The following is a 19,626-nucleotide window of genomic DNA, read 5'->3' on the forward strand; positions in this document are numbered from 1 at the left end:
TTCGCCAATCAAGTCCGCCCAACACCGGAGGCCCCGCCATGAACATCATGAACGTCGATTACTCCACCAAGATTCCCAACAACGTGAATCTCAGCGAGGATAGGCAGGTGCTCAAAGCCCTCGAAGGCTGGCATCCCGGTTATATGGACTGGTGGAGCGATATGGGGCCGGAGGGTTTCCAGCAGTCGCTGGTCTATTTGCGCACCGCCTATTCGGTCGATCCGCGCGGCTGGGCCAAGTTCGATTACGTGAGAATGCCGGAATATCGCTGGGGCATCCTTCTCGCGCCGCAGGAAGAAAATCGCGTCATTCCGTTCGGCCAGCATTTCGGCGAACCCGCATGGCAGGAAGTGCCCGGCGAATATCGCGCCGCCCTGCGCCGCCTGATCGTGATCCAGGGCGACACTGAGCCCGCGTCCGTCGAGCAGCAGCGCCATCTCGGCAAGACCGCGCCCTCGCTCTATGACTTGCGCAATTTGTTCCAGGTCAATGTCGAGGAAGGCCGCCATCTCTGGGCGATGGTCTATCTGCTGCAGAAATATTTCGGCCGTGACGGGCGCGAGGAGGCGGATGAATTGTTGCGCCGCCGCTCCGGCGATGCGGACTCTCCGCGCATGCTCGGCGCCTTCAACGAGGCGACGCCCGACTGGCTGTCGTTCTTCATGTTCACTTACTTCACCGATCGCGACGGCAAGATGCAGCTGCATAGCCTCGCGCAATCCGGCTTCGATCCGCTGTCGCGCACCTGCCGCTTCATGCTGACCGAAGAGGCACACCACATGTTCGTCGGCGAGACCGGCATCACCCGCGTGGTGCAGCGGACGTGTGAGGCGATGAAGGCGGCTGGCATCTCTGATCCCGCCGACATTGCAAAAGTCCGCGCGCTCGGGGTGATCGACCTTCCGACTATCCAGAAGAAGCTCAATCTGCACTACTCGCTGTCGCTCGACCTGTTCGGCTCCGAGGTTTCCACCAATGCCGCGAACGCCTTCAACTCGGGCATCAAGGGCCGCTACCACGAGACCCAGATCAAGGACGATCACCGCCTCGAGAAGGACACCTATCCCGTGCTCAAGCTCGTGGGTGGCGAGATCAAGCGCGTCGACGAGCCGGCGCTCACCGCGCTCAACATGCGGCTGCGCGACGATTATACGCAGGATTGCGTCAAGGGAATGCTGCGCTGGAACAAGGTGATCTCGACATCAGGCTATGACTTCAAGCTGACGCTGCCTAACGTCGCGTTCCATCGCCAGATCGGCGAATTCAGGGATATCCACGCTACTCCCGACGGCGTCCTGATCGACGATGCGACCTGGAAAGCACGAAGCAGCGACTGGCTGCCGTCGACCGAAGACGGCGATTTCATTGCTTCCCTGATGAGCCCGGTGACCGAGGTCGGCCAGTTCGCCGGCTGGATCTCCCCGCCCAAGGTCGGCATCGACAACAAGCCCGGCGATTTTGAATACGTGAAGATCGAGACGTGATTTTCTTCACCTCTCCCCGCCCTTTTGCGGGGAGAGGTCGAAATTCGAGTGCAACTCGAATTTCGGGTGAGGGGCATGGCACGATGCGTGCCTCAGCCTCTGCACTCGCGGATAGAAGGCCCCTCACCCCAACCCTCTCCCCGCGAAGAGCGGGGCGAGGGAGCGCACCTCCGATGCTTTCCCGCCTCTATCCCGCGATCTCAAGTCCGGGATTGGCGTAGACGACGCCGCCATCGACGGCGATGGTGGCGCCGACGACATAGTCGCCAGCCCGCGACGCGAGATAAATCGCGACGCCGGCCATGTCTTCATCGGTTCCGACGCGCCGGGCAGGCACGCGCTGGGCCACCTCGTCTTCGTGATCGCGTGCCGCGCGGTTCATGTCGGATTTGAACGCGCCCGGGGCGATCGCCGTGACATTGATATTCTCTTTGATTAGTCTTGCCGCCATCCGCCGCGTCAGGTGAATCAACCCCGATTTGCTGGCCGCATAGGAATAGGTCTCCATCGGATTGACGAAGATGCCGTCGATCGAAGCGATATTGATCACCTTGGCGGGTTTTTGCGCGCTTGCGGCTGCGCGCAGCGGTGCCGCCAGCGCCTTGGTGAGAAAGAACGGCGTCTTGACGTTGAGGTTCATCACCTTGTCCCAGCCGCTTTCCGGAAACTCGTCGAACTCCGCGCCCCACGCCGCACCCGCATTGTTGACGAGGATGTCGAGTTTTGGTTCGCGCTTCTTGATTTCACTCGCCAGCATCTCGATGCCGGCAAGGTCGGAAATATCGATCGGCAGCGCGATGCATTCGCCGCCATATTGGGCCGTGAGCTCTTTCGCCGTCGCCTCGCAGGCGGGCGCTTTCCGCGCGGTGATGTAAACCTTTGCTGCGCCCTGATTGAGAAACCCGGCCGCGATCATCTTGCCGATGCCGCGCGATCCCCCGGTCACCACCGCAACGCGCCCTTGCAGCGAGAACAGATCCTTGAACATGCGTTTTCTCCATTGGTTTTGCCCATGGTTTTGAGCGCGGCAATGGAGCAAGTCAAGGAAGAGAACTTGGACCCGCCCTCATCCTGAGGAGCCATGCGCAGCATGGCGTCTCGAAGGACGAGGGGGGCCGCGCGCCACGGCGCGCTCCTCAGGATGAGGTCCGAGCATGCTGAGAGATGCGAATGAAGGCGTCTACGCCGCGTCGATGCGCCGAAAGCCGTTCCACATCGCGGTGGCGGCACCCGACGTCAGCACCGGGAAAATCCGGGTGTCCTGATAGTTGCCGTTGAGCGAGACCCGCGGCAGCGCGGTCAGATGGCCGGCGCTTTCGGGGAAGATCATGCCCGGCCGCGTCGTCACCGCGGTCTTGTATCCGGCCGCCAGCGCCAGCGCGAATTCGCGGGCGCCGGCCGCGATCTTGTCGCCATAGGGATAGGCGAGATGCACCACGGGGCGCTGCACGACGTCTTCTATTCGCGCGCGGCTGATCACCATCTCCTGGCTCGCGATGTCAGCCGATTGCCGGGCGAGATTGCGATGGGTGATGGAATGGGCGCCGATCGTGATCAGCGGGTCTTGCGCCAACGGCTTTAGCTCGTCGAAGGACAGACAGAGCTCGCGGCAGACCGCGGCTTCGTCGACGCCGTGGCGGGCGCACAGCGCGCCGATTTCGCGGTCGGTATCCTGTTCGCCCGGTAACGCCCGCAGCCAGTCGTGCAGGCGGTCGAACGCGGCCTGCTTGGCGGGGGGCGTCGAGGTATCGAGCCGGGTCGCGACGCCGCCGATCGGCGCTTCGATCGAGGAGGCCCTTGCGATCGCCATCTCGAGCGCGATCCACCACAATCTGCCGGTGCCTTGCGCAAAATCGCTCGCGACATAGACCGTCAACGGCGCCTCGAACTCCCGCATCAGCGGCAGCGCGAAATCGCGGTTGTCGCGATAGCCGTCGTCGAGGGTGAAGCAGGCGAAGCGCCGCGAAAAGTTGCGTTCGATCAGCCGCTGGTGCACCTCGTCCATGGTGATGATGTCGATGCCGCGCGAGCGCAAATGCGACAACATCGCGCGCAGGAACTCAGGTGTCACCTCGAGGTGACGATTGGGCTGGAATTCGGCGTCGCGGCGCGGGCGGACATGGTGCAGCATGAAAATGGCGCCGACGCCGGCAAAGATCGGCCGCAGCAGATAATGCGCGCCGGTCACGTATAGCGCTCCCAGTCCGGCACGGATGACGTTGTTGCGAAACTGCTTCATCACGACATGGCTGACCGGTTGGGATGCACTTGCGAAACTAGCGGGGAACCGCTGAAGAAACAGTTAGTCGGGCAGGCTGTCCGGGTTCGGACCCTGCGTTGTTATTTCGGGTTTGACAGCCTCGCAAGGGTTTGTTTTCTCTCTGTTTACAGAGCCGCAGGACGTCGAATGCACGAACTTTTCAGGTGGAGCAGCAAATGGTGGCCGGGTCTCGTTCCACTGGTCGTCTTTTGGGCCATCGCGGCCTGGTCGAATACCCAACCCCTGGAGACCGATCTGGCCGCCCGCTCCGGCGCGGCGCTTAAAGATACGGTCCTTGACAAAACACGGATCACGGTCGCCGGCCGGGACGTCACCTTTGCCGCGGACGCGTTTTCCGAAGATGGCCGCCGCAGCGCCCTCACTTCGGTGGAAGCCGTGCCCGGCGTGCGGCTGGTCGATGACGAGACCAGGCTCGTGCCCGAAGCCAAGCCGTTCGTCTGGTCGGCGGAGCGGGACGTCGTCAGGGTCACGCTCGGCGGCAACGCGCCGCTGCCTTCCAGCAAGGGCAGGCTGCTGGAGACGGCGCGCGCCGATCTCGGCGGCGTCGAAGTCGTCGACCAGATGAGTCTGTCGCGCGGCGCGCCGCCGCGTTTCGACAATGCCGCGCTGCTGCTGCTCGATCAGATCGGAAAACTGAAGGACGGCAAGGTCACGATCGCGGACAACAAGGTCAGCCTTTCCGGCATGGCGCGCGATCTCGGCGGCCGCGAAGCGATCGCGGCGGCGCTTAAAAATCTCCCCGAAGGCTTTTCGGTTGCCTTAAACGAGATCAAGGCGCCGCCCTATATCTTTCAGGCTTACAAGGATCCGGTCGCGGTGACGCTGACGTTGACCGGCTATGTGCCCGACAACAACGTCCATGCCGCAATCGCAGCGGCCGCGGGGCGCAAATTCTTCTCCGAAAAAGTGGTCGACAATCTCAAGGCCAGCGTCGGCGCGCCATCCGGATTCGCCGCCGCCGTGGTGCCGGCGCTGGGCGCCTTGTCGCGGCTCTCGACCGGCACGCTGGTGGTATCCGATCGGGAGGTCAAGCTGTCGGGCGATGCGTTTTATGACGCGGCGGCGGCCCAGATCCGCGGCGGTTTGCCGAAGGAATTTCCGCAGGGCTTTCAGCTCAAGGCCGACATTTCGGTCAAGCCGGCTTCCGCGCCGGTCGATCCCACCGTCTGCCAGCAGTTGTTTTCGGAAGTCCTGGCGAAGGGGAAAATCCGCTTCGAGTCCGGCCGCGGCACCATCGATCCGGATTCGGCGGGCCTGCTCGACCGCCTGACCGAGATCGCGCTGCGCTGCCCGACCGCCGATATCGAGATTGCCGGCCACACCGACGCCGATGGCGAGGACGCCTTCAACCAGGCGCTGTCGGAGAAGCGCGCGCAGGCGGTGATGGATTATCTCATCAAGGCCGGCCTGCCCGCGAGCCGGTTCACCGCGACCGGCTACGGCTCGACCCAGCCGGTCGCCACCAACGATACCGACGAAGGCAAGGCGCAAAACCGCCGCATCGATTTTCTGGTGAGGTAAAGCATGGCCTATCTCGTGACATTTCATTGGGGCTGGCTGTTGGCCTCGCTGTTGCTGGGGCTGGCCATGGGCTGGATCGCGGTGGTGCAACGCGGAGAGGGCCTGTCGAAGCGGACCTCGCGCTGGCTCGCGCTGTTGGTCGCAGCCCTGGTCGCGGCGGCGCTGGCGCGCATCGTCCCCGGCCGCCCCGGCTATTGGCTCGATCTTGGGCTATTGATGTTTGCGCCGTATCTGTTCGGCTGCGCGGTGGGGTCGTGGCTGCGCGACTGGGCGATTTCGCGCCCCAAGGCGGCGGCATGAAGGCCTGCCTGCAGCAAAAGGCCGCAGGAAAGGGCGACGATCTGGCAAAAATTCGATGGCGTGAACAGTTGTTCGGCGAGGCGCGAGGGGCGCGACCCCTGATTTTCGGATTGTGCCCGCCAGCCTCGAGCGTCCGATATCACGAAAACTTCACCACCGCGTGCGCAGGGTTGCAGCGGCGGGATTCCGCACTTCCGGGGCAGTGCAGCAAAACTGTGCATTCCGGTACCGCGAACTCCGCCTAATATTCCGCCTAATATATTGAAGGAGCGTGTTTTATTCACACCAAGCGAATTCCACTCCGGCGCAAAACACGCTACCACATCGCTCCGGGGAGCAGATGTGGCGCCGGCGGCGGTAACGTTCGCCGGGACGCCGAAATCGTGGGATCGTAATTCGAGGTCTAGATGCTGGAAGCAATACGCAGGGCGATCTCGTTGCTGCGCCAGAAGCAAATCCTGCACAAGCTGGGTGTTGTGATCAGCGTCACGGTGATCGGTATCGCGTGCTACGTGCTTTACCACATGCTCCGCCACATCAATGCCAATGAGGTGATCGAGGCCATCAAGAGCACCGAGCCCCATCAGATCGTGCTCGCCGCGCTGTTCGTGGCCGCCGGTTATTTTACCCTCACATTTTACGACCTGTTCGCGGTCCGCGCCATCGGCCGCGCCGATATTCCCTACCGCGTCAACGCGCTCGCCGCCTTCACCAGCTATTCGATCGGCCACAATGTCGGCGCCAGCGTCTTTACCGGCGGCGCGGTGCGCTATCGCATCTATTCCGCGTGGGGGCTGAACGCGATCGATGTCGCCAAGATCTGCTTCCTCGCCGGCCTGACGTTCTGGCTCGGCAACGCCGCGGTGCTCGGACTGGGGATCGCCTTTCATCCGGAAGCCGCCGCCGCGATCGACCAGCTGCCGCCCTGGTTCAACCGCATGGCGGCCTTTGCGATCATCGTTGGCCTCGTGGCCTATGTGGTCTGGGTCTGGATGCAGCCGCGGGCGGTCGGCCGCGGGCCGTGGACCGTGGTGCTGCCGGGCGGTCCGCTGACGCTGTTGCAGATCGTCATCGGCATCGTCGATTTGGGCTTTTGCGCGCTCGCCATGTATGTGCTGGTGCCGGATGAGCCCAATCTCGGCTTCGTCGTGGTCGCCGTCATCTTCGTCTCGGCGACGCTATTGGGCTTCGCCAGCCACTCCCCCGGGGGGCTCGGGGTGTTCGACGCCGCCATGCTGGTCGGGTTGTGGCAGATGGACCGGGAAGACCTGCTGGCGGGGATGCTGCTGTTTCGGGTCCTCTATTATCTTGCGCCATTTGTCATATCTGTAATCTTGCTGACGTTTCGGGAGGTTATACTCGGTGCGCGAATAAAGCGCCTGCGTCAGGCGACGCCAGGCCTCGATGCCCAGCCGGCACACGAAGCCGCCTATGTGAGAGAGCGTCGGGATACCGGCGCCTGACGATTGAGGCCTTGAAACGGGAAGCGAGTCGCCCCGATGGCAATTGACGATTCTTCCTCGCCTTACTTTTTTGCGCCGTGGCCGGACCGGTTGCGGCACTCGGCGATCATTCTGCTCGCGGCCGGTCTCGCGCTCGCCGTGCTGGTCACGTTCGGCGAATTGTCGCCGGTCGTCGCCGGCACGGTTTTCGTCTGCATCGCCGCCGCGGCGCTGGTGCCGTGGCGGCTGCACAACGCGGTCACCTCCCGCGAAGACGTGCGCGGCGTCAACCCGGTGGAAACCGCAGCGGTCAGCGCGGTCGTCGCCGGCATGCCGGACCCGGCCGTGCTGCTCGACCGCGCCGGCCGCGTCATCCACCTCAATGCGGCCGCAGCCCAGCTTGCGCCGGCGCTGCGCAAGAACGAACTCGCCCAGTTCGCGCTGCGCTCGCCCGAAATCATCACGGCGCTGCGCGAAGCCATCGCGACCACGGAAAGCCGCCGTGCCACCTATCTCGATCACGTGCCGGTCGACCGCTGGATGGAATTGATCATCACGCCGGTGCCGGTGCCGACCGTGTTCGGCGGCACCGACAAATGCATGCTGATGACGTTCCACGATCAGACGCCGCTGCGCCGGGTCGAGGAAATGCGCGCCGACTTCGTCGCCAATGCCAGCCATGAATTGCGCACGCCCCTGGCGGCGCTGTCGGGTTTCATCGATACGCTGCAGGGCCCGGCCAAGGACGATGCGCGGGCGCGCGAGCGCTTTCTCGGCATCATGCACACCCAGGCGACGCGGATGGCGCGGCTGATCGACGATCTGTTGTCGCTGTCGCGGGTCGAATTGTCGGCCCATGTCCGCCCCGATACGCTGGTCGATATCGTCCCGATCATCCGCCAGGTCGCCGACGGGCTGGAGCCCTTAGCGCGGGAACGCCAGGTCACGGTCGATATCGATCTGCCGGATACGCCGGCGCCGATCGCCGGCGACCGCGAGGAATTGCTGCGGCTGTTCGAAAACCTGATCGAGAACGCGCTGAAATACGGCGCCTCCGGCGGCAAGGTGATCGTCTCGCTGGTCGCGGCGGCCTCCGGCGAAGGCGCCCCCGAAATCCGCGTCCTGGTACGCGATTTCGGTCCCGGGATTGCGCCGGAACATCTGCCGCGGCTGACCGAGCGGTTCTATCGGGTCGATGTCGGCGACAGCCGCGCGCAGGGTGGAACCGGGCTCGGATTATCGCTGGTTAAACATATTCTTAACCGCCATCGCGGCCGTCTTTTGATCGAAAGCGTGCCCAAAAACGGCGCTACTTTTACCGCCTGTTTTCCCCAGCCAAAAACCGCGGTTGTAGCCTAAAGTCTAGTTATTCCAATTGCTTAGGCCTGTCATCCAGTCGTCATCAAACCTTCGTAAAAGCGGCATTGACCGCTCTTAAACGGACCGGCGTGAGCGCATTCGGGCGCGCCATAGCGCTTCGCTCATCAGATGGAGACCAGCAATGAATCTCATGAAAGCTATCGTCGCTGCCGGCCTGGTCGCCGCATCGACGTCGGCCTTCGCCGCCGACATCACCGGAGCGGGCGCGACGTTCCCGTTCCCGATCTATTCGAAATGGGCCGATGCCTACAAGAAGGAAACCGGTAACGGTCTGAACTATCAGTCGATCGGTTCCGGCGGCGGCATCAAGCAGATCGAAGCCAAGACCGTGACGTTCGGCGCGACCGACATGCCGCTCAAGGTCGAGCAGCTCGACAAGGATGGCCTGGTACAGTGGCCGATGGTGATGGGCGCGATCGTTCCTGTGGTCAATCTCGAGGGCGTGAAGCCCGGCGAAATGGTGTTCGACGGCGATACGCTCGCCAACATCTATCTCGGCAAGATCACCAAATGGGACGATCCGGCGATCAAGAAGCTCAATCCGAATGTGAAGCTGCCGAGCGAGGCGATCACGGTGGTGCGCCGCTCCGACGGGTCGGGCACGACCTTCAACTTCACCGACTATCTCTCCAAGGTGAGCGCCGACTGGAAGTCCAAGGTCGGTTCCGGCACCGCGGTTGAATGGCCGGCCGGCGTCGGCGCCAAGGGCAACGAAGGCGTCTCCGGCAACATCGGTCAGACCAAGAACTCGATCGGTTACGTCGAGTACGCCTACGCCAAGCAGAACAAGCTGACCTATACGGCGATGGTGAACAAGGCCGGCAAGACGGTGCAGCCCACGGTCGAGGCGTTCCAGGCGGCGGCTTCGAACGCCGACTGGACCAAGGCTCCCGGCTATTACGTGATCCTCACCGATCAGCCGGGCGAAAAGTCGTGGCCGATCACGGCATCGACCTTCATCCTGATGCACAAGGACCCGGCTGATAAGGCCGCATCCGCCGAAGCCGTGAAGTTCTTCAAATGGGCTTTCATGAACGGCGGCAAAATGGCCGAGGAACTCGATTACATTCCGATGCCGGAGCCGGTGGTCAAGCTGATCGAAAAGACCTGGTCGTCCGATATCAAGAGCTGACCGGTAAGCCTCGCGGTGCGGTGCACCGCTGCTCCGCGAGAAGCCGGGACCCGCGCGTAGCTTTTAAAAAATTCCCCCGGATCGGCAAGCGCGTTGCTGGCGCGCACCGCCGATCCGGGACATAAGGCGGGTCAAGTGAACAAGTAGAAAGTCACAGGGGATTGGCGTGGCAGACATGGCCGTTCAGAGCGATGTAATCGAAGCCACCGGGCCTTACGATCGCGCCAAGGCGCTCGGCGCCTTCAAAGCCGGCGACGTCACCTTTTACTGGATTACCCGTCTCTGTGCGATTTCGGTGCTGCTCATCCTCGGCGGCATCATTCTCTCCTTGATCGTCGGCGCCTGGCCGGCGATGAAGGAATATGGCTTCGCGTTCCTGTGGACGCAGCGCTGGGCGCCGTCGGCCGATCCTCCGGTGCTCGGCGCGCTCGGCCCGATGTACGGCACGCTGGTGACCTCGTTCATCGCGATGCTGATCGCCATTCCGGTCGGGCTCGGCATCGCGATCTTCCTGACCGAGCTCTGCCCGCAATGGCTGCGCCGCCCGATCGGCATCGCGATCGAACTGCTCGCCGGAATCCCATCGATCATCTACGGCATGTGGGGCTTCTTCGTGCTCGGCCCGTTCCTGGCCTACACGTTCCAGCCGTTCATGATTAAGGTGTTCGACGGCATCCCCATCCTGGGATCGATTTTCGCAGGCCCCCCGTCCTACCTCAGCCTGTTCAACGCAGCGCTGATTCTCGCGATCATGGTGCTGCCGTTCATCACCGCGATCTCGGTCGACGTGTTCAAGACCGTGCCGCCGGTTCTCAAAGAGGCCGCCTACGGCGTCGGCTGCACCACCTGGGAAGTCGTCCGCAACGTGGTCATTCCCTACACCCGCGTCGGCGTCATCGGCGGCGTCATGCTGGCGCTCGGCCGCGCGCTCGGCGAGACCATGGCGGTGACCTTCATCATCGGCAATTCCTTCCGCATCTCCTCGTCGATCTTCGCGCCGGGCACCACGATCTCGGCGGCGATCGCATCCGAGTTTGCCGAAAGCGACGGCCTGCATCAATCCGGCCTGATCCTGCTCGGCCTGTTGTTGTTCGTGTTGACGTTCTTCGTGCTGGCCGCGGCGCGGATGATGCTGCAGCATCTGGAAACGAAAGCCGGGAACTAAGCTCATGAACCCGATTTACGTCCGCCGGCGCCGCACCGACATCGTCATCCGAGCCCTTTGCTTCGGCGCCGCTCTGTTCGGCGTTACCTGGCTGGCATTGATCCTGTTCACGCTGTTGTTCAACGGTTTCGCCGGGCTGAGCGTTCAGTTGTTCACCGAGAATACCCCGCCGCCGGGCTCCACCGAAGGCGGGCTCCTGAACGCCATCACAGGCTCCATCATCATGACGGTGATCGGGGTCGGCATCGGCGCGCCGCTCGGCCTGTTCGCCGGCACTTATCTCGCCGAATACGGCCGCAACGACCGCCTGACTTCGGTGATCCGCTTCATCAACGACATTCTCCTGAGCGCGCCGTCGATCATCATCGGCCTGTTCATCTATGGCGCGGTGGTGGTGCCGATGGGCGGGTTCTCGGCCTTGGCCGGCTCGCTGGCGCTCGCCGTGATCGTCATTCCCGTGGTGCTGCGGACCACCGAGGACATGCTGCTGCTGGTGCCCAATCCGCTGCGCGAAGCGGCCTCCGCGCTTGGGCTGCCGCGCTCGCTCGTGATCAAGCGGATCGCTTATCGTGCCGCCCGATCGGGTCTGATCACCGGCGTGCTGCTGGCGACCGCCCGCGTCGCCGGCGAAACCGCGCCGCTGTTGTTTACCGCGCTCTCCAATCAGTTCTTCAGCCTAAGCCTGACCAAGACGATGGCCAACCTGCCGGTGACCATCAACAACTTCGTGCAGAGCCCCTATGCGTACTGGAAGCAGTTGGCCTGGAGTGGGGCCCTGCTCATCACCCTGACCGTACTCGCCTTGAATATTGGCGCGCGTATTCTTGGCGCCGAGAGGACACCAAAATGAATGACCTGTCTGTATCAGTGAGTGCCGCGAGTGGGTCGGTTCCGGCCGTGGCGTTGCCCGAGGCCCCGGCCAAGGTGACGGCGCGCGGCCTGAACTTTTATTACGGCGAGCACCACGCGCTGAAGAACATCAACCTGACGCTCGGCGCCAATCGCGTCACCGCGTTCATCGGACCGTCCGGCTGCGGCAAATCGACCTTGCTGCGGATCTTCAACCGGATGTACGACCTCTATCCGGGCCAGCGCGCCACCGGCCAGTTGATGCTGGACCAGACCAATATCCTGGATTCCAAGCTCGACCTCAATCTGTTGCGCGCCCGCGTCGGCATGGTGTTCCAGAAGCCGACGCCGTTTCCGATGACGATCTATGAGAACATCGCCTTCGGCATCCGCCTCTACGAGAAAATATCAAAATCCGAGATGGATGGCCGGGTCGAAAAGGCGCTGCGCGGCGGCGCTTTGTGGAACGAGGTCAAGGACAAGCTGAACGCCTCGGGCTTAAGCCTGTCCGGCGGCCAGCAGCAGCGGCTTTGCATCGCCCGCACCGTTGCGGTGCGGCCCGAGGTGATCCTGTTCGACGAGCCCTGCTCGGCGCTCGATCCGATCTCGACCGCCAAGGTCGAGGAACTGATCCAGGAACTGGCGGAAGATTACACGATCGCTATCGTCACCCACAACATGCAGCAGGCCGCGCGCGTCTCCGACAAGACCGCGTTCATGTATCTCGGCGAGCTGATCGAGTTCGACGAGACCAACAAGATCTTCACCTCGCCCAGCGATCGACGCACCCAGGACTACATCACCGGCCGGTTCGGCTGAGGAGAGCAATATGGCTTCTGAACATACCGCCAAGGCGTTCGACAGCGACCTGCAGGAATTGACCCGGCTGGTCGCGGAGATGGGCGGACTTGCCGAGCGCATGATCGTCGAATCCGTCGATGCGCTGATCCGCCGCGACGTCGCGCTCGGCCAACGCGTCGTCGCCGCCGACGCCGAAATCGACAACCTGCAGCGGGTGATCGAGGAACGCGCGGTACTGACGATCGCGCGGCGCCAGCCGATGGCGGTCGATTTGCGCGAGATCGTCGGCGCGATGCGGGTCGCGACCGATCTCGAGCGGATCGGCGACCTCGCCAAGAACATGGGCAAGCGGGTCGCCGCGCTGGAGAGCGATTTCCAGCCGCTCAAACTGATCCGCGGGCTCGAGCACATGACCGACCTGGTGCAGTCGCAGGTCAAATCCGTGCTCGACGCCTATGCGGCGCACGATCTGCCCGCGGCGATGTCGGTGTGGAAGGGCGACGAGGAAGTCGACGCCATCTGCACCTCGCTGTTCCGCGAGCTCCTGACCTACATGATGGAAGATCCGCGCAACATCTCGTTCTGCATCCATCTGATGTTCTGCGCCAAGAACATCGAGCGGATCGGCGATCACGCCACCAATATCGCGGAAACCGTGTTCTACATGATCGAGGGTCAGCAGATCCTCGACAAGCGCCCGAAGGGCGACATGACGACCTTTGCCACGACAGTACCTGGAAATTAGAACGCAGCGTTTTCGAGCGAACTAGATCCGGTTCGCGTGAAGAAAACGCGTCAAACCAAGAGTAGCGTTTTCGAGCGAAGTGCATCTGGTTAGCGTGAAGAAAACGCGTCAAACCAAACGAAGCGTTTTTTGAGCACGTGAACAAAACGCGTCAAACAAAAGAGAAGGCTGGGCATAATGAGCGCGCGCATTCTGGTGGTGGAAGACGAGGAAGCTCTGACCACGCTGTTGCGTTACAACCTCGACGCCGAAGGCTATGATGTAGAGACAGTCGGCCGTGGCGACGATGCCGACACCAGGCTGAAGGAACGCGTTCCCGACCTGATCGTGCTCGATTGGATGCTGCCGGGCCTGTCCGGCATCGAATTGTGCCGCCGCTTGCGGGCGCGGCCGGAGACGCGGTCGCTGCCGATCATCATGCTGACCGCGCGCGGGGAGGAAAGCGAACGGGTCCGGGGGCTTGCCACCGGCGCCGACGATTACATCGTCAAGCCGTTTTCGGTGCCGGAATTATTGGCGCGGGTGAAGGGCCTGTTGCGCCGCGCCAGCCCCGAACGGCTCGCCACCGTGTTAAGTTACGGCGACATCGAGCTCGACCGCGAGAAACGCCGCGTCGCCCGCTCGGGCCGGCCGATCGATCTCGGCCCGACCGAGTATCGCCTCCTGGAATTCTTCCTCGAGCATCCGGGGAGGGTGTTCAGCCGCGAGCAATTGCTCGATTCAGTCTGGGGCCGCGACATCTATATCGACGAGCGCACCGTCGACGTGCATATCGGGCGCTTGCGCAAACTGCTCAACCCCGGCCGCGAGCAGGACCCGATCCGCACCGTCCGCGGCGCCGGCTACGCGCTGGATGACCGGTTCGCGAAAGCGGCGGAGTAAGCGGCCTCGCATGCTGTCGCCAGCGGCGACTTCCTTACCTCTCCCCGTTCTTTACGGGGAGAGGTCGAAATTCGCGCGGAGCGGGAATTTCGGGTGAGGGGCGAGGCACGGCGCTTCATTCATCACGAACGTTCGAAGACGACGATAGAGCCCCTCACCCCAACCCTCTCCCCGCAAGGGCGGGGCGAGGGAGCAGACTTAGCGCGTTGTCTGCACGCGCCCTTTACCGCGCCGGCTTCGGCGGCTGGCGGCGGCGGTCGCCTGCCGGCTGATAGGCGATCCGCGAGTGGTGCGCGCAATAGGGCAGGCTCGAGAGCGCCTTGCCGCCGCAGAAGAAGAATTCCGCGCTGGCCGGGTCGCCGATCGGCCAGTGGCAGGTGGCCTCGTTCAATTCCAGCAGCGACAGCCGCTGGCTGATCGGCACCACGTTGTCGAAGGCGATCGGATCGGCCTCGAGCTCGACCTCGAACGCATGCGCCAGCGCCGTGTTGCCGCGCGAGACCGGACGCGCTACCCGCATCATGTGCTGGGCGGGGCGGGCTTTGCGCGGACGCGGCGCCGCCGAGGCGGGGCTCTTGGCGCGGCCGGAAAGCCCCAGCCGGTGCACTTTGCCGATCACGGCATTGCGCGTCACATTTCCAAGCTCGGCGGCAATCTGGCTGGCCGAAAGCCCGGACTCCCAGAGTTTCTTCAGTTGCTCGACGCGATCGTCAGACCAGGTCAATACCGTCATCGCACTCTTTCCTTCGCGTCGCGCCGGCCGATCTTGGGGCAGCGCTGCGGTGCCAATCTGTCAAAAATCCCAGCCGGCAGAATCCCTTAGCCCTCGCCGGGCGCGGAAAGCGCGCCCGAACGTGTACGCCGAACACTTAGGACTTAGGATCAGAACTGCCGCACGAGATGTCGTACCCGACGTCCCAGAAGCTACAATATGGCGTGACTCCGGCGCAAGAGTCCGCGTGGGTGCGTCCACATGTTCCGTCAGCTAAGCATTGCAATGCGCCCTTTCCGCGACACCGGAAGAATACGGGGGCGACCGGTTGACACAGTTCGCCGCGGGCATAGAATGCTTGCCACGTGCCGCCCCGAAAAGGCGGCACGTTTTGTTTTCCGTCTGGCGGTCGATGCGATCGCGCCAATGCGCGCACCGCGGCCGGGCCTAACTTTCAAGTGATTGCCATGACCCAGAGCGCCACGTCGCATCTGCTTCCCGTTTTCGCCAGGGCCGATCTCGGTTTCGAGCGCGGCGAAGGGTGTTGGCTGACCGCCACCAATGGCGAGCGCTATCTCGATTTCACGAGCGGCGTCGCGGTCAACGCGCTCGGCCATTGCCACCCGCATCTGGTCGCAGCACTCCAGGAGCAGGCGACAAAACTCTGGCACATGTCGAACCTGTTCAAGAGCCCGGACGGCGAGCGGCTCGCCGCGCGGCTGTGCGAACAGAGCTTTGCGGATTTCGTGTTCTTCGCCAATTCCGGCGCGGAGGCGATGGAGTGCGCGATCAAGGTCACGCGCAAATTTCACGCCGCCAAAGGCCATCCCGAGCGCTATCGCATCATCACCTTCGACTCAGCGTTTCACGGACGGACGCTGGCGACATTGGCCGCGACCGGCTCGCCGAAATATCTCGAGGGCTTTGGGCCGCCGATGGACGGCTTCGATCAGGTGACGCTCGGCGATCTCGACGCGGTGAAGAAGGCGACCGGTCCGCACACCGCGGGCATCTTGATCGAGCCGCTGCAGGGCGAAGGCGGCGTGCGCGCCGCGCCGCACGCCTTCTTCAAGGCGTTGCGCCAGCTCTGCGACGACAATGGCCTGCTGCTGGTGTTTGACGAGGTACAGACCGGCGTAGGCCGCACCGGCGATCTGTTTGCCTATAAGCGCATCGGCGTAACGCCGGACGTGATGTCATTGGCAAAGGCGCTCGGCGGCGGCTTTCCGATCGGCGCGTGTCTTGCGACCGCGGAAGCCGCCTCCGGCATGACGCCGGGCTCGCACGGCTCGACCTTCGGCGGCAATCCGCTCGCGGTCGCCGCCGCCAATGCGGTGCTCGACGTGATGCTGAAGCCCGGCTTCTTCGATCACGTGCAGAAGATGTCGCTCCTGCTCAAGCAGAAGCTGGCCTCCGTGGTCGACCGCTATCCGGGCGTGCTCAGTGAAGTGCGCGGCGAGGGCCTGTTGATCGGGCTGAAGGCGGTGGTGCCGTCCACCGATCTGGTGGCCGCGCTGCGCGAGCAAAAGCTGCTCACGGTCGGCGCCGGCGAGAACGTGGTGCGGTTCCTGCCGCCCTTGATCGTCACCGAGGCGGAGATCGAGGAATCGGTGGCATGTCTCGAGCACGCCTGCGCCAAATTTGCCGACAGTCGGTTGAAGCAGGCGGCGGGGCAATGAGCAAGGCGCTGCGGCACTTTCTCGATCTCAACGAGATTCCGACCAAGGAATTGCGCAACATGCTCGAGTTAAGCCTCGCCATGAAGGCGAAGCTGAAGGCGCAAAAAAACGGTGGCGCGAAGACCAAGAAGCCGCTCGAAGGCAAGACGCTGGCGATGATCTTCGAAAAGCCCTCGACCCGGACGCGGGTGTCGTTCGACGTCGGCATGCGCCAGCTCGGCGGTGAATCGATCATGCTGACGGGCGCGGAGATGCAGCTCGGCCGCGGCGAGACCATCGCCGACACCGCGCGGGTCTTGTCGCGTTACGTGGATGCCATCATGATCCGCATCCTCAACCATGATGCGCTGTTGGAGCTTGCCGCGCACGCCACCGTGCCCGTCATCAACGGGCTGACGCGGCGTTCGCATCCCTGCCAGGTGATGGCCGACCTGATGACGTTCGAGGAGCATCGCGGGCCGATTACGGGCCGCACCGTGGCGTGGAGCGGCGACGACAACAATGTGCTGGCGTCATGGGCGCACGCCGCGGAGCGCTTCAAGTTCACCCTGAACGTCGCGACCCCGCCGCAGCTTGCGCCGAACAAGGCGATGAAGGACTGGATCAAGGCCACTCAAGCCCCGATCGTGCTCGGCAACGATCCGGAATCCGCCGTCCGCGGCGCCGATTGCGTCGTCACCGACACCTGGTTTTCGATGGGCGACAAGGACGGCGAGCATCGCCATAATTTGCTGAAACCCTATCAGGTCAACGCCAAGCTGATGTCGCTGGCAAGACCCGATGCGCTGTTCATGCATTGCCTGCCTGCCCATCGCGGCGACGAAGTCACCGACGAGGTGATCGACGGCCCGCAATCGGTGGTGTTCGACGAGGCCGAAAATCGCCTGCACGCGCAAAAGGGCATTTTGGCCTGGTGCTTTGACGCGGTGGCGTAGCGGTTAGTCAAAATTCTATCGTCGTCCCCGCGAAAGCGGGGACCCATAACCACCGCCGTGCGTATTTGCAAAAGCTGGAGCCGCAGCTCGATGCAACAACAGCCATTTGTGGTTATGGGTCCCTGCTTTCACAGGGACGGCTCGTGGAGATATTCTCGCACCTCGTAACCCCCTTTCGATTCACCTCCGCCGACCCCAGATAAAGCGCCATGACTGCACAATCCCCCGACATGAAAATCTCGCTCCAAACCCCGATCCGCGCGCCGTCGGCGGTTCCGGTCGACGATGCGGTGCTGCCGTTCGAGGTCGCGGCGCTCGATCTGCGCGGCCGCCTGACCCGGCTCGGCCCCGCACTCGACGATGTCTTGACCAAGCACGATTATCCGCCTGCGGTCGGTAAATTGCTTGGCGAAGCCATCGTGCTTACGACACTGCTCGGCTCGTCCCTGAAATTCGACGGCCGTTTTATTCTGCAGACCCAGACCGACGGCCCGGTATCGTTCCTGATCGTGGATTTTCAGGCGCCGGACCGCTTGCGCGCCTATGCGCGCTTCGATGCGACCCGGCTCAGGGAGGGCCTCGATTCCGGTGCGCTATTGGGCAAGGGCCATCTCGCCATGACCATCGATCAGGGGCCGGACATGAGCCGCTATCAGGGACTGGTGGCGCTCGAGGGCGGCTCGCTCGAAGACGCCGCGCATGAATATTTTCTGCGCTCGGAGCAGATTCCCACAAGGGTGCGGCTTGCGGTCGGCGAGGAATGGCGCGGCGGTGAAGGCAGCGGTCCAAGGCATCGCTGGCGCGCCGGCGGCATGCTGCTGCAATTTTTGCCGAAAGCGCCGGAGCGCGCGCGGCAGGCCGATCTGCATCCCGGCGACGCGCCGGAAGGCAGCGTCACCCACACAATCGAGGAAGACGACGCCTGGGTCGAAGGCCAGTCGCTGATCTCTACCGTCCAGGATATCGAACTGATCGATCCGGATTTGTCGGGCGAGCGGCTGCTCTATCGGCTGTTCCACGAACGCGGCGTCCGCGTCTTCGCGCCGCTGCCGTTGCGCGCGCAATGCTCGTGCTCGCGCGAGGCCGTCGCCGCAATGCTCGCAAGTTTTGCGCCGGGTGATCGCGCCGACATGGTGAAAGACGGCAAGGTGGTCGTGACCTGCGAGTTCTGCTCGTCGGTGTATGAGTTCACCCCGGATGAGGCGGGCGTGGAGTAGGGCGCCGCACGCGGTCATTGCCGGGCTTGACCCGGCAATCCATCAATCTTCATGGCAAGCTTTTTTCGAAGCAGAGATATCGCCGGTCAAGCCCGGCGATGACGAGTCGAATATGCGCCGCTAGAGCATGATCCGGAAAAGTGGACACCGGTTTTCCCTCGCGACAAACGCCAAGGGCGTTTGCGCGGAGATCATGCTCAATCAAAAAGATAGAGCGGGATGACGATTCGAAGAAAAGTCATCGCGCTCTAGTCGTAAAATTCCGGCGCATGGCGGCGCGCGTCGCTGGAAGGCTTGTCGTGATTGATCCAGAGCTGTGCGTGCTTGTTGGCGAGGACATGCGCGAGCTTTTCCATTGAGGCTGTCGACTGCGCCTTGTCAGCGTTGAAGCCGGGAACGCGGCGGTCATCCCAGTTGGACTGGAAATGCACAGCGTCGCCCGACAGCACGACATCGCCGGTCTTTTTGAGGCGGACCAGCAGGGATTGGTGTCCCGGCGTGTGGCCGGGCGTCGATAGCATCGTCAGGCTGCCGTCGCCGAACAGATCCTTGTCGCCCTCGATCAGCTCCAGCTTGTTCTTGGGGCTGAAGGGCTTCAGCGGCAGCTTTTGTCCATATTCCCATTCCGCCTTCTGCATGATCAGGATAGCGTCGGGAAATTCCTCGACATTGCCGACATGATCGGGATGGACATGCGAGATCGCGAGATAGCGCACATCGGCGGGCTTAACGCCGAGCGTTGCGAGCGCCGCCGCCAGGGTTTGGCTGCGGTGCCAGGTCTGGCTGAGCGCCGGGACGTTTATGCCATCCGGAACCGCCACGAGGCGGTCGGTGATCCCGGTATCCCAAAGCAAATAACCCTCGGTATTGTGGTGAATGAGATAGCAGTTATCGGAGAAATCAATCGGCACGCCGACATTGACGCCGGGCGACCAAAGCGACTGGTCGGCTGCGTGCGCCCAGCCGCAATCGATGACATAAAGCCGGTCGACTTCGCCCGCCCTGGCGCTCGTGGCGAGCACGACCAAGATCAGATTCAAGGCCCAAAACACCGTTCGCATGGTTACCTCCGCAGTCGGAGAAATGCCCGAAGAATTCCTC

18 protein-coding genes are annotated in these 19,626 nt (G+C 63.0%); 14 read left to right on the forward strand and 4 right to left on the reverse strand.

All coding sequences use genetic code 11. From position 1 onward, the window contains the following. Positions 1–47: 47 nt before the first annotated feature. Positions 48–1,484, forward strand: a complete 1,437-nt coding sequence (gene boxB, locus B5526_RS22340; protein WP_079545191.1) for a benzoyl-CoA 2,3-epoxidase subunit BoxB — start codon at positions 48–50, stop codon at positions 1,482–1,484. Positions 1,485–1,671: 187 nt separating this feature from the next. Here boxB and B5526_RS22345 read toward each other — a convergent pair whose 3' ends face one another. After that, on the reverse strand, positions 1,672–2,472 hold the full coding sequence (locus tag B5526_RS22345; protein WP_079541687.1) for an SDR family oxidoreductase: 801 nt from the start codon (positions 2,470–2,472) through the stop codon (positions 1,672–1,674). A gap of 192 nt (positions 2,473–2,664) precedes the next feature. Continuing rightward, complete coding sequence (locus tag B5526_RS22350) at positions 2,665–3,723, reverse strand: polysaccharide deacetylase family protein (protein ID WP_079541689.1); 1,059 nt, start codon at positions 3,721–3,723, stop codon at positions 2,665–2,667. 168 nt (positions 3,724–3,891) lie between these two features. Here B5526_RS22350 and B5526_RS22355 point away from each other — a divergent pair, with 168 nt between their 5' ends. From B5526_RS22355 to phoB, 10 genes are all read left to right on the forward strand, one after another. Further along, positions 3,892–5,286, forward strand: a complete 1,395-nt coding sequence (locus B5526_RS22355) for an OmpA family protein (protein WP_079541691.1) — start codon at positions 3,892–3,894, stop codon at positions 5,284–5,286. Between the two features lie 3 nt (positions 5,287–5,289). Further along, positions 5,290–5,586, forward strand: coding sequence for a hypothetical protein (locus B5526_RS22360; RefSeq protein ID WP_079541693.1), 297 nt, complete (start codon positions 5,290–5,292; stop codon positions 5,584–5,586). A gap of 407 nt (positions 5,587–5,993) precedes the next feature. Beyond that, positions 5,994–7,049: a lysylphosphatidylglycerol synthase domain-containing protein gene (locus B5526_RS22370; RefSeq protein ID WP_079541697.1), complete on the forward strand. Its 1,056-nt coding sequence runs from the start codon at positions 5,994–5,996 to the stop codon at positions 7,047–7,049. Between the two features lie 36 nt (positions 7,050–7,085). Continuing rightward, positions 7,086–8,387: an ATP-binding protein gene (locus tag B5526_RS22375; RefSeq protein WP_079541699.1), complete on the forward strand. Its 1,302-nt coding sequence runs from the start codon at positions 7,086–7,088 to the stop codon at positions 8,385–8,387. A 142-nt stretch (positions 8,388–8,529) separates the two neighbouring features. Continuing rightward, positions 8,530–9,540 (forward strand): phosphate ABC transporter substrate-binding protein PstS, encoded by a 1,011-nt coding sequence (gene pstS, locus B5526_RS22380; RefSeq protein WP_079541701.1) that lies wholly within the window; start codon positions 8,530–8,532, stop codon positions 9,538–9,540. 175 nt (positions 9,541–9,715) lie between these two features. Next, the gene (gene pstC / locus B5526_RS22385; protein WP_079541703.1) at positions 9,716–10,705 is read left to right on the forward strand and encodes a phosphate ABC transporter permease subunit PstC; all 990 of its coding nucleotides are present in this window, start codon (positions 9,716–9,718) and stop codon (positions 10,703–10,705) included. Between the two features lie 4 nt (positions 10,706–10,709). Then, positions 10,710–11,555, forward strand: coding sequence for a phosphate ABC transporter permease PstA (gene pstA / locus B5526_RS22390; protein WP_079541705.1), 846 nt, complete (start codon positions 10,710–10,712; stop codon positions 11,553–11,555). After that, a complete protein-coding gene (pstB, locus tag B5526_RS22395; RefSeq protein WP_079541707.1) occupies positions 11,552–12,373 on the forward strand; it encodes a phosphate ABC transporter ATP-binding protein PstB in 822 nt (273 codons plus the stop codon). Before pstA ends, pstB begins: the two co-directional genes overlap by 4 nt. Positions 12,374–12,383: 10 nt before the next feature. Continuing rightward, complete coding sequence (phoU, locus tag B5526_RS22400) at positions 12,384–13,100, forward strand: phosphate signaling complex protein PhoU (protein WP_079541709.1); 717 nt, start codon at positions 12,384–12,386, stop codon at positions 13,098–13,100. Between the two features lie 177 nt (positions 13,101–13,277). Then, positions 13,278–13,982, forward strand: coding sequence for a phosphate regulon transcriptional regulator PhoB (gene phoB, locus B5526_RS22405; protein WP_079541711.1), 705 nt, complete (start codon positions 13,278–13,280; stop codon positions 13,980–13,982). Between the two features lie 223 nt (positions 13,983–14,205). Here phoB and B5526_RS22410 read toward each other — a convergent pair whose 3' ends face one another. Then, complete coding sequence (locus B5526_RS22410) at positions 14,206–14,715, reverse strand: GcrA family cell cycle regulator (protein ID WP_079541714.1); 510 nt, start codon at positions 14,713–14,715, stop codon at positions 14,206–14,208. A 446-nt stretch (positions 14,716–15,161) separates the two neighbouring features. Here B5526_RS22410 and B5526_RS22415 point away from each other — a divergent pair, with 446 nt between their 5' ends. The 3 genes from B5526_RS22415 to B5526_RS22425 all read left to right on the forward strand — a co-directional run bounded on the left by B5526_RS22415 (position 15,162) and on the right by B5526_RS22425 (position 18,525). After that, a complete protein-coding gene (locus B5526_RS22415) occupies positions 15,162–16,373 on the forward strand; it encodes an aspartate aminotransferase family protein (RefSeq protein ID WP_079541716.1) in 1,212 nt (403 codons plus the stop codon). After that, positions 16,370–17,308, forward strand: a complete 939-nt coding sequence (gene argF, locus B5526_RS22420; protein WP_079541718.1) for an ornithine carbamoyltransferase — start codon at positions 16,370–16,372, stop codon at positions 17,306–17,308. Before B5526_RS22415 ends, argF begins: the two co-directional genes overlap by 4 nt. A gap of 209 nt (positions 17,309–17,517) precedes the next feature. Beyond that, on the forward strand, positions 17,518–18,525 hold the full coding sequence (locus B5526_RS22425; protein ID WP_079541720.1) for an Hsp33 family molecular chaperone: 1,008 nt from the start codon (positions 17,518–17,520) through the stop codon (positions 18,523–18,525). A gap of 248 nt (positions 18,526–18,773) precedes the next feature. On the opposite strand, the gene B5526_RS22430 is transcribed toward B5526_RS22425, so the two are convergent. Further along, positions 18,774–19,586: an N-acyl homoserine lactonase family protein gene (locus tag B5526_RS22430; protein ID WP_079541722.1), complete on the reverse strand. Its 813-nt coding sequence runs from the start codon at positions 19,584–19,586 to the stop codon at positions 18,774–18,776. Positions 19,587–19,626: the final 40 nt, after the last annotated feature.

The sequence above is a fragment of the Bradyrhizobium lablabi genome (assembly GCF_900141755.1).
Taxonomy (GTDB): domain Bacteria; phylum Pseudomonadota; class Alphaproteobacteria; order Rhizobiales; family Xanthobacteraceae; genus Bradyrhizobium; species Bradyrhizobium lablabi_A.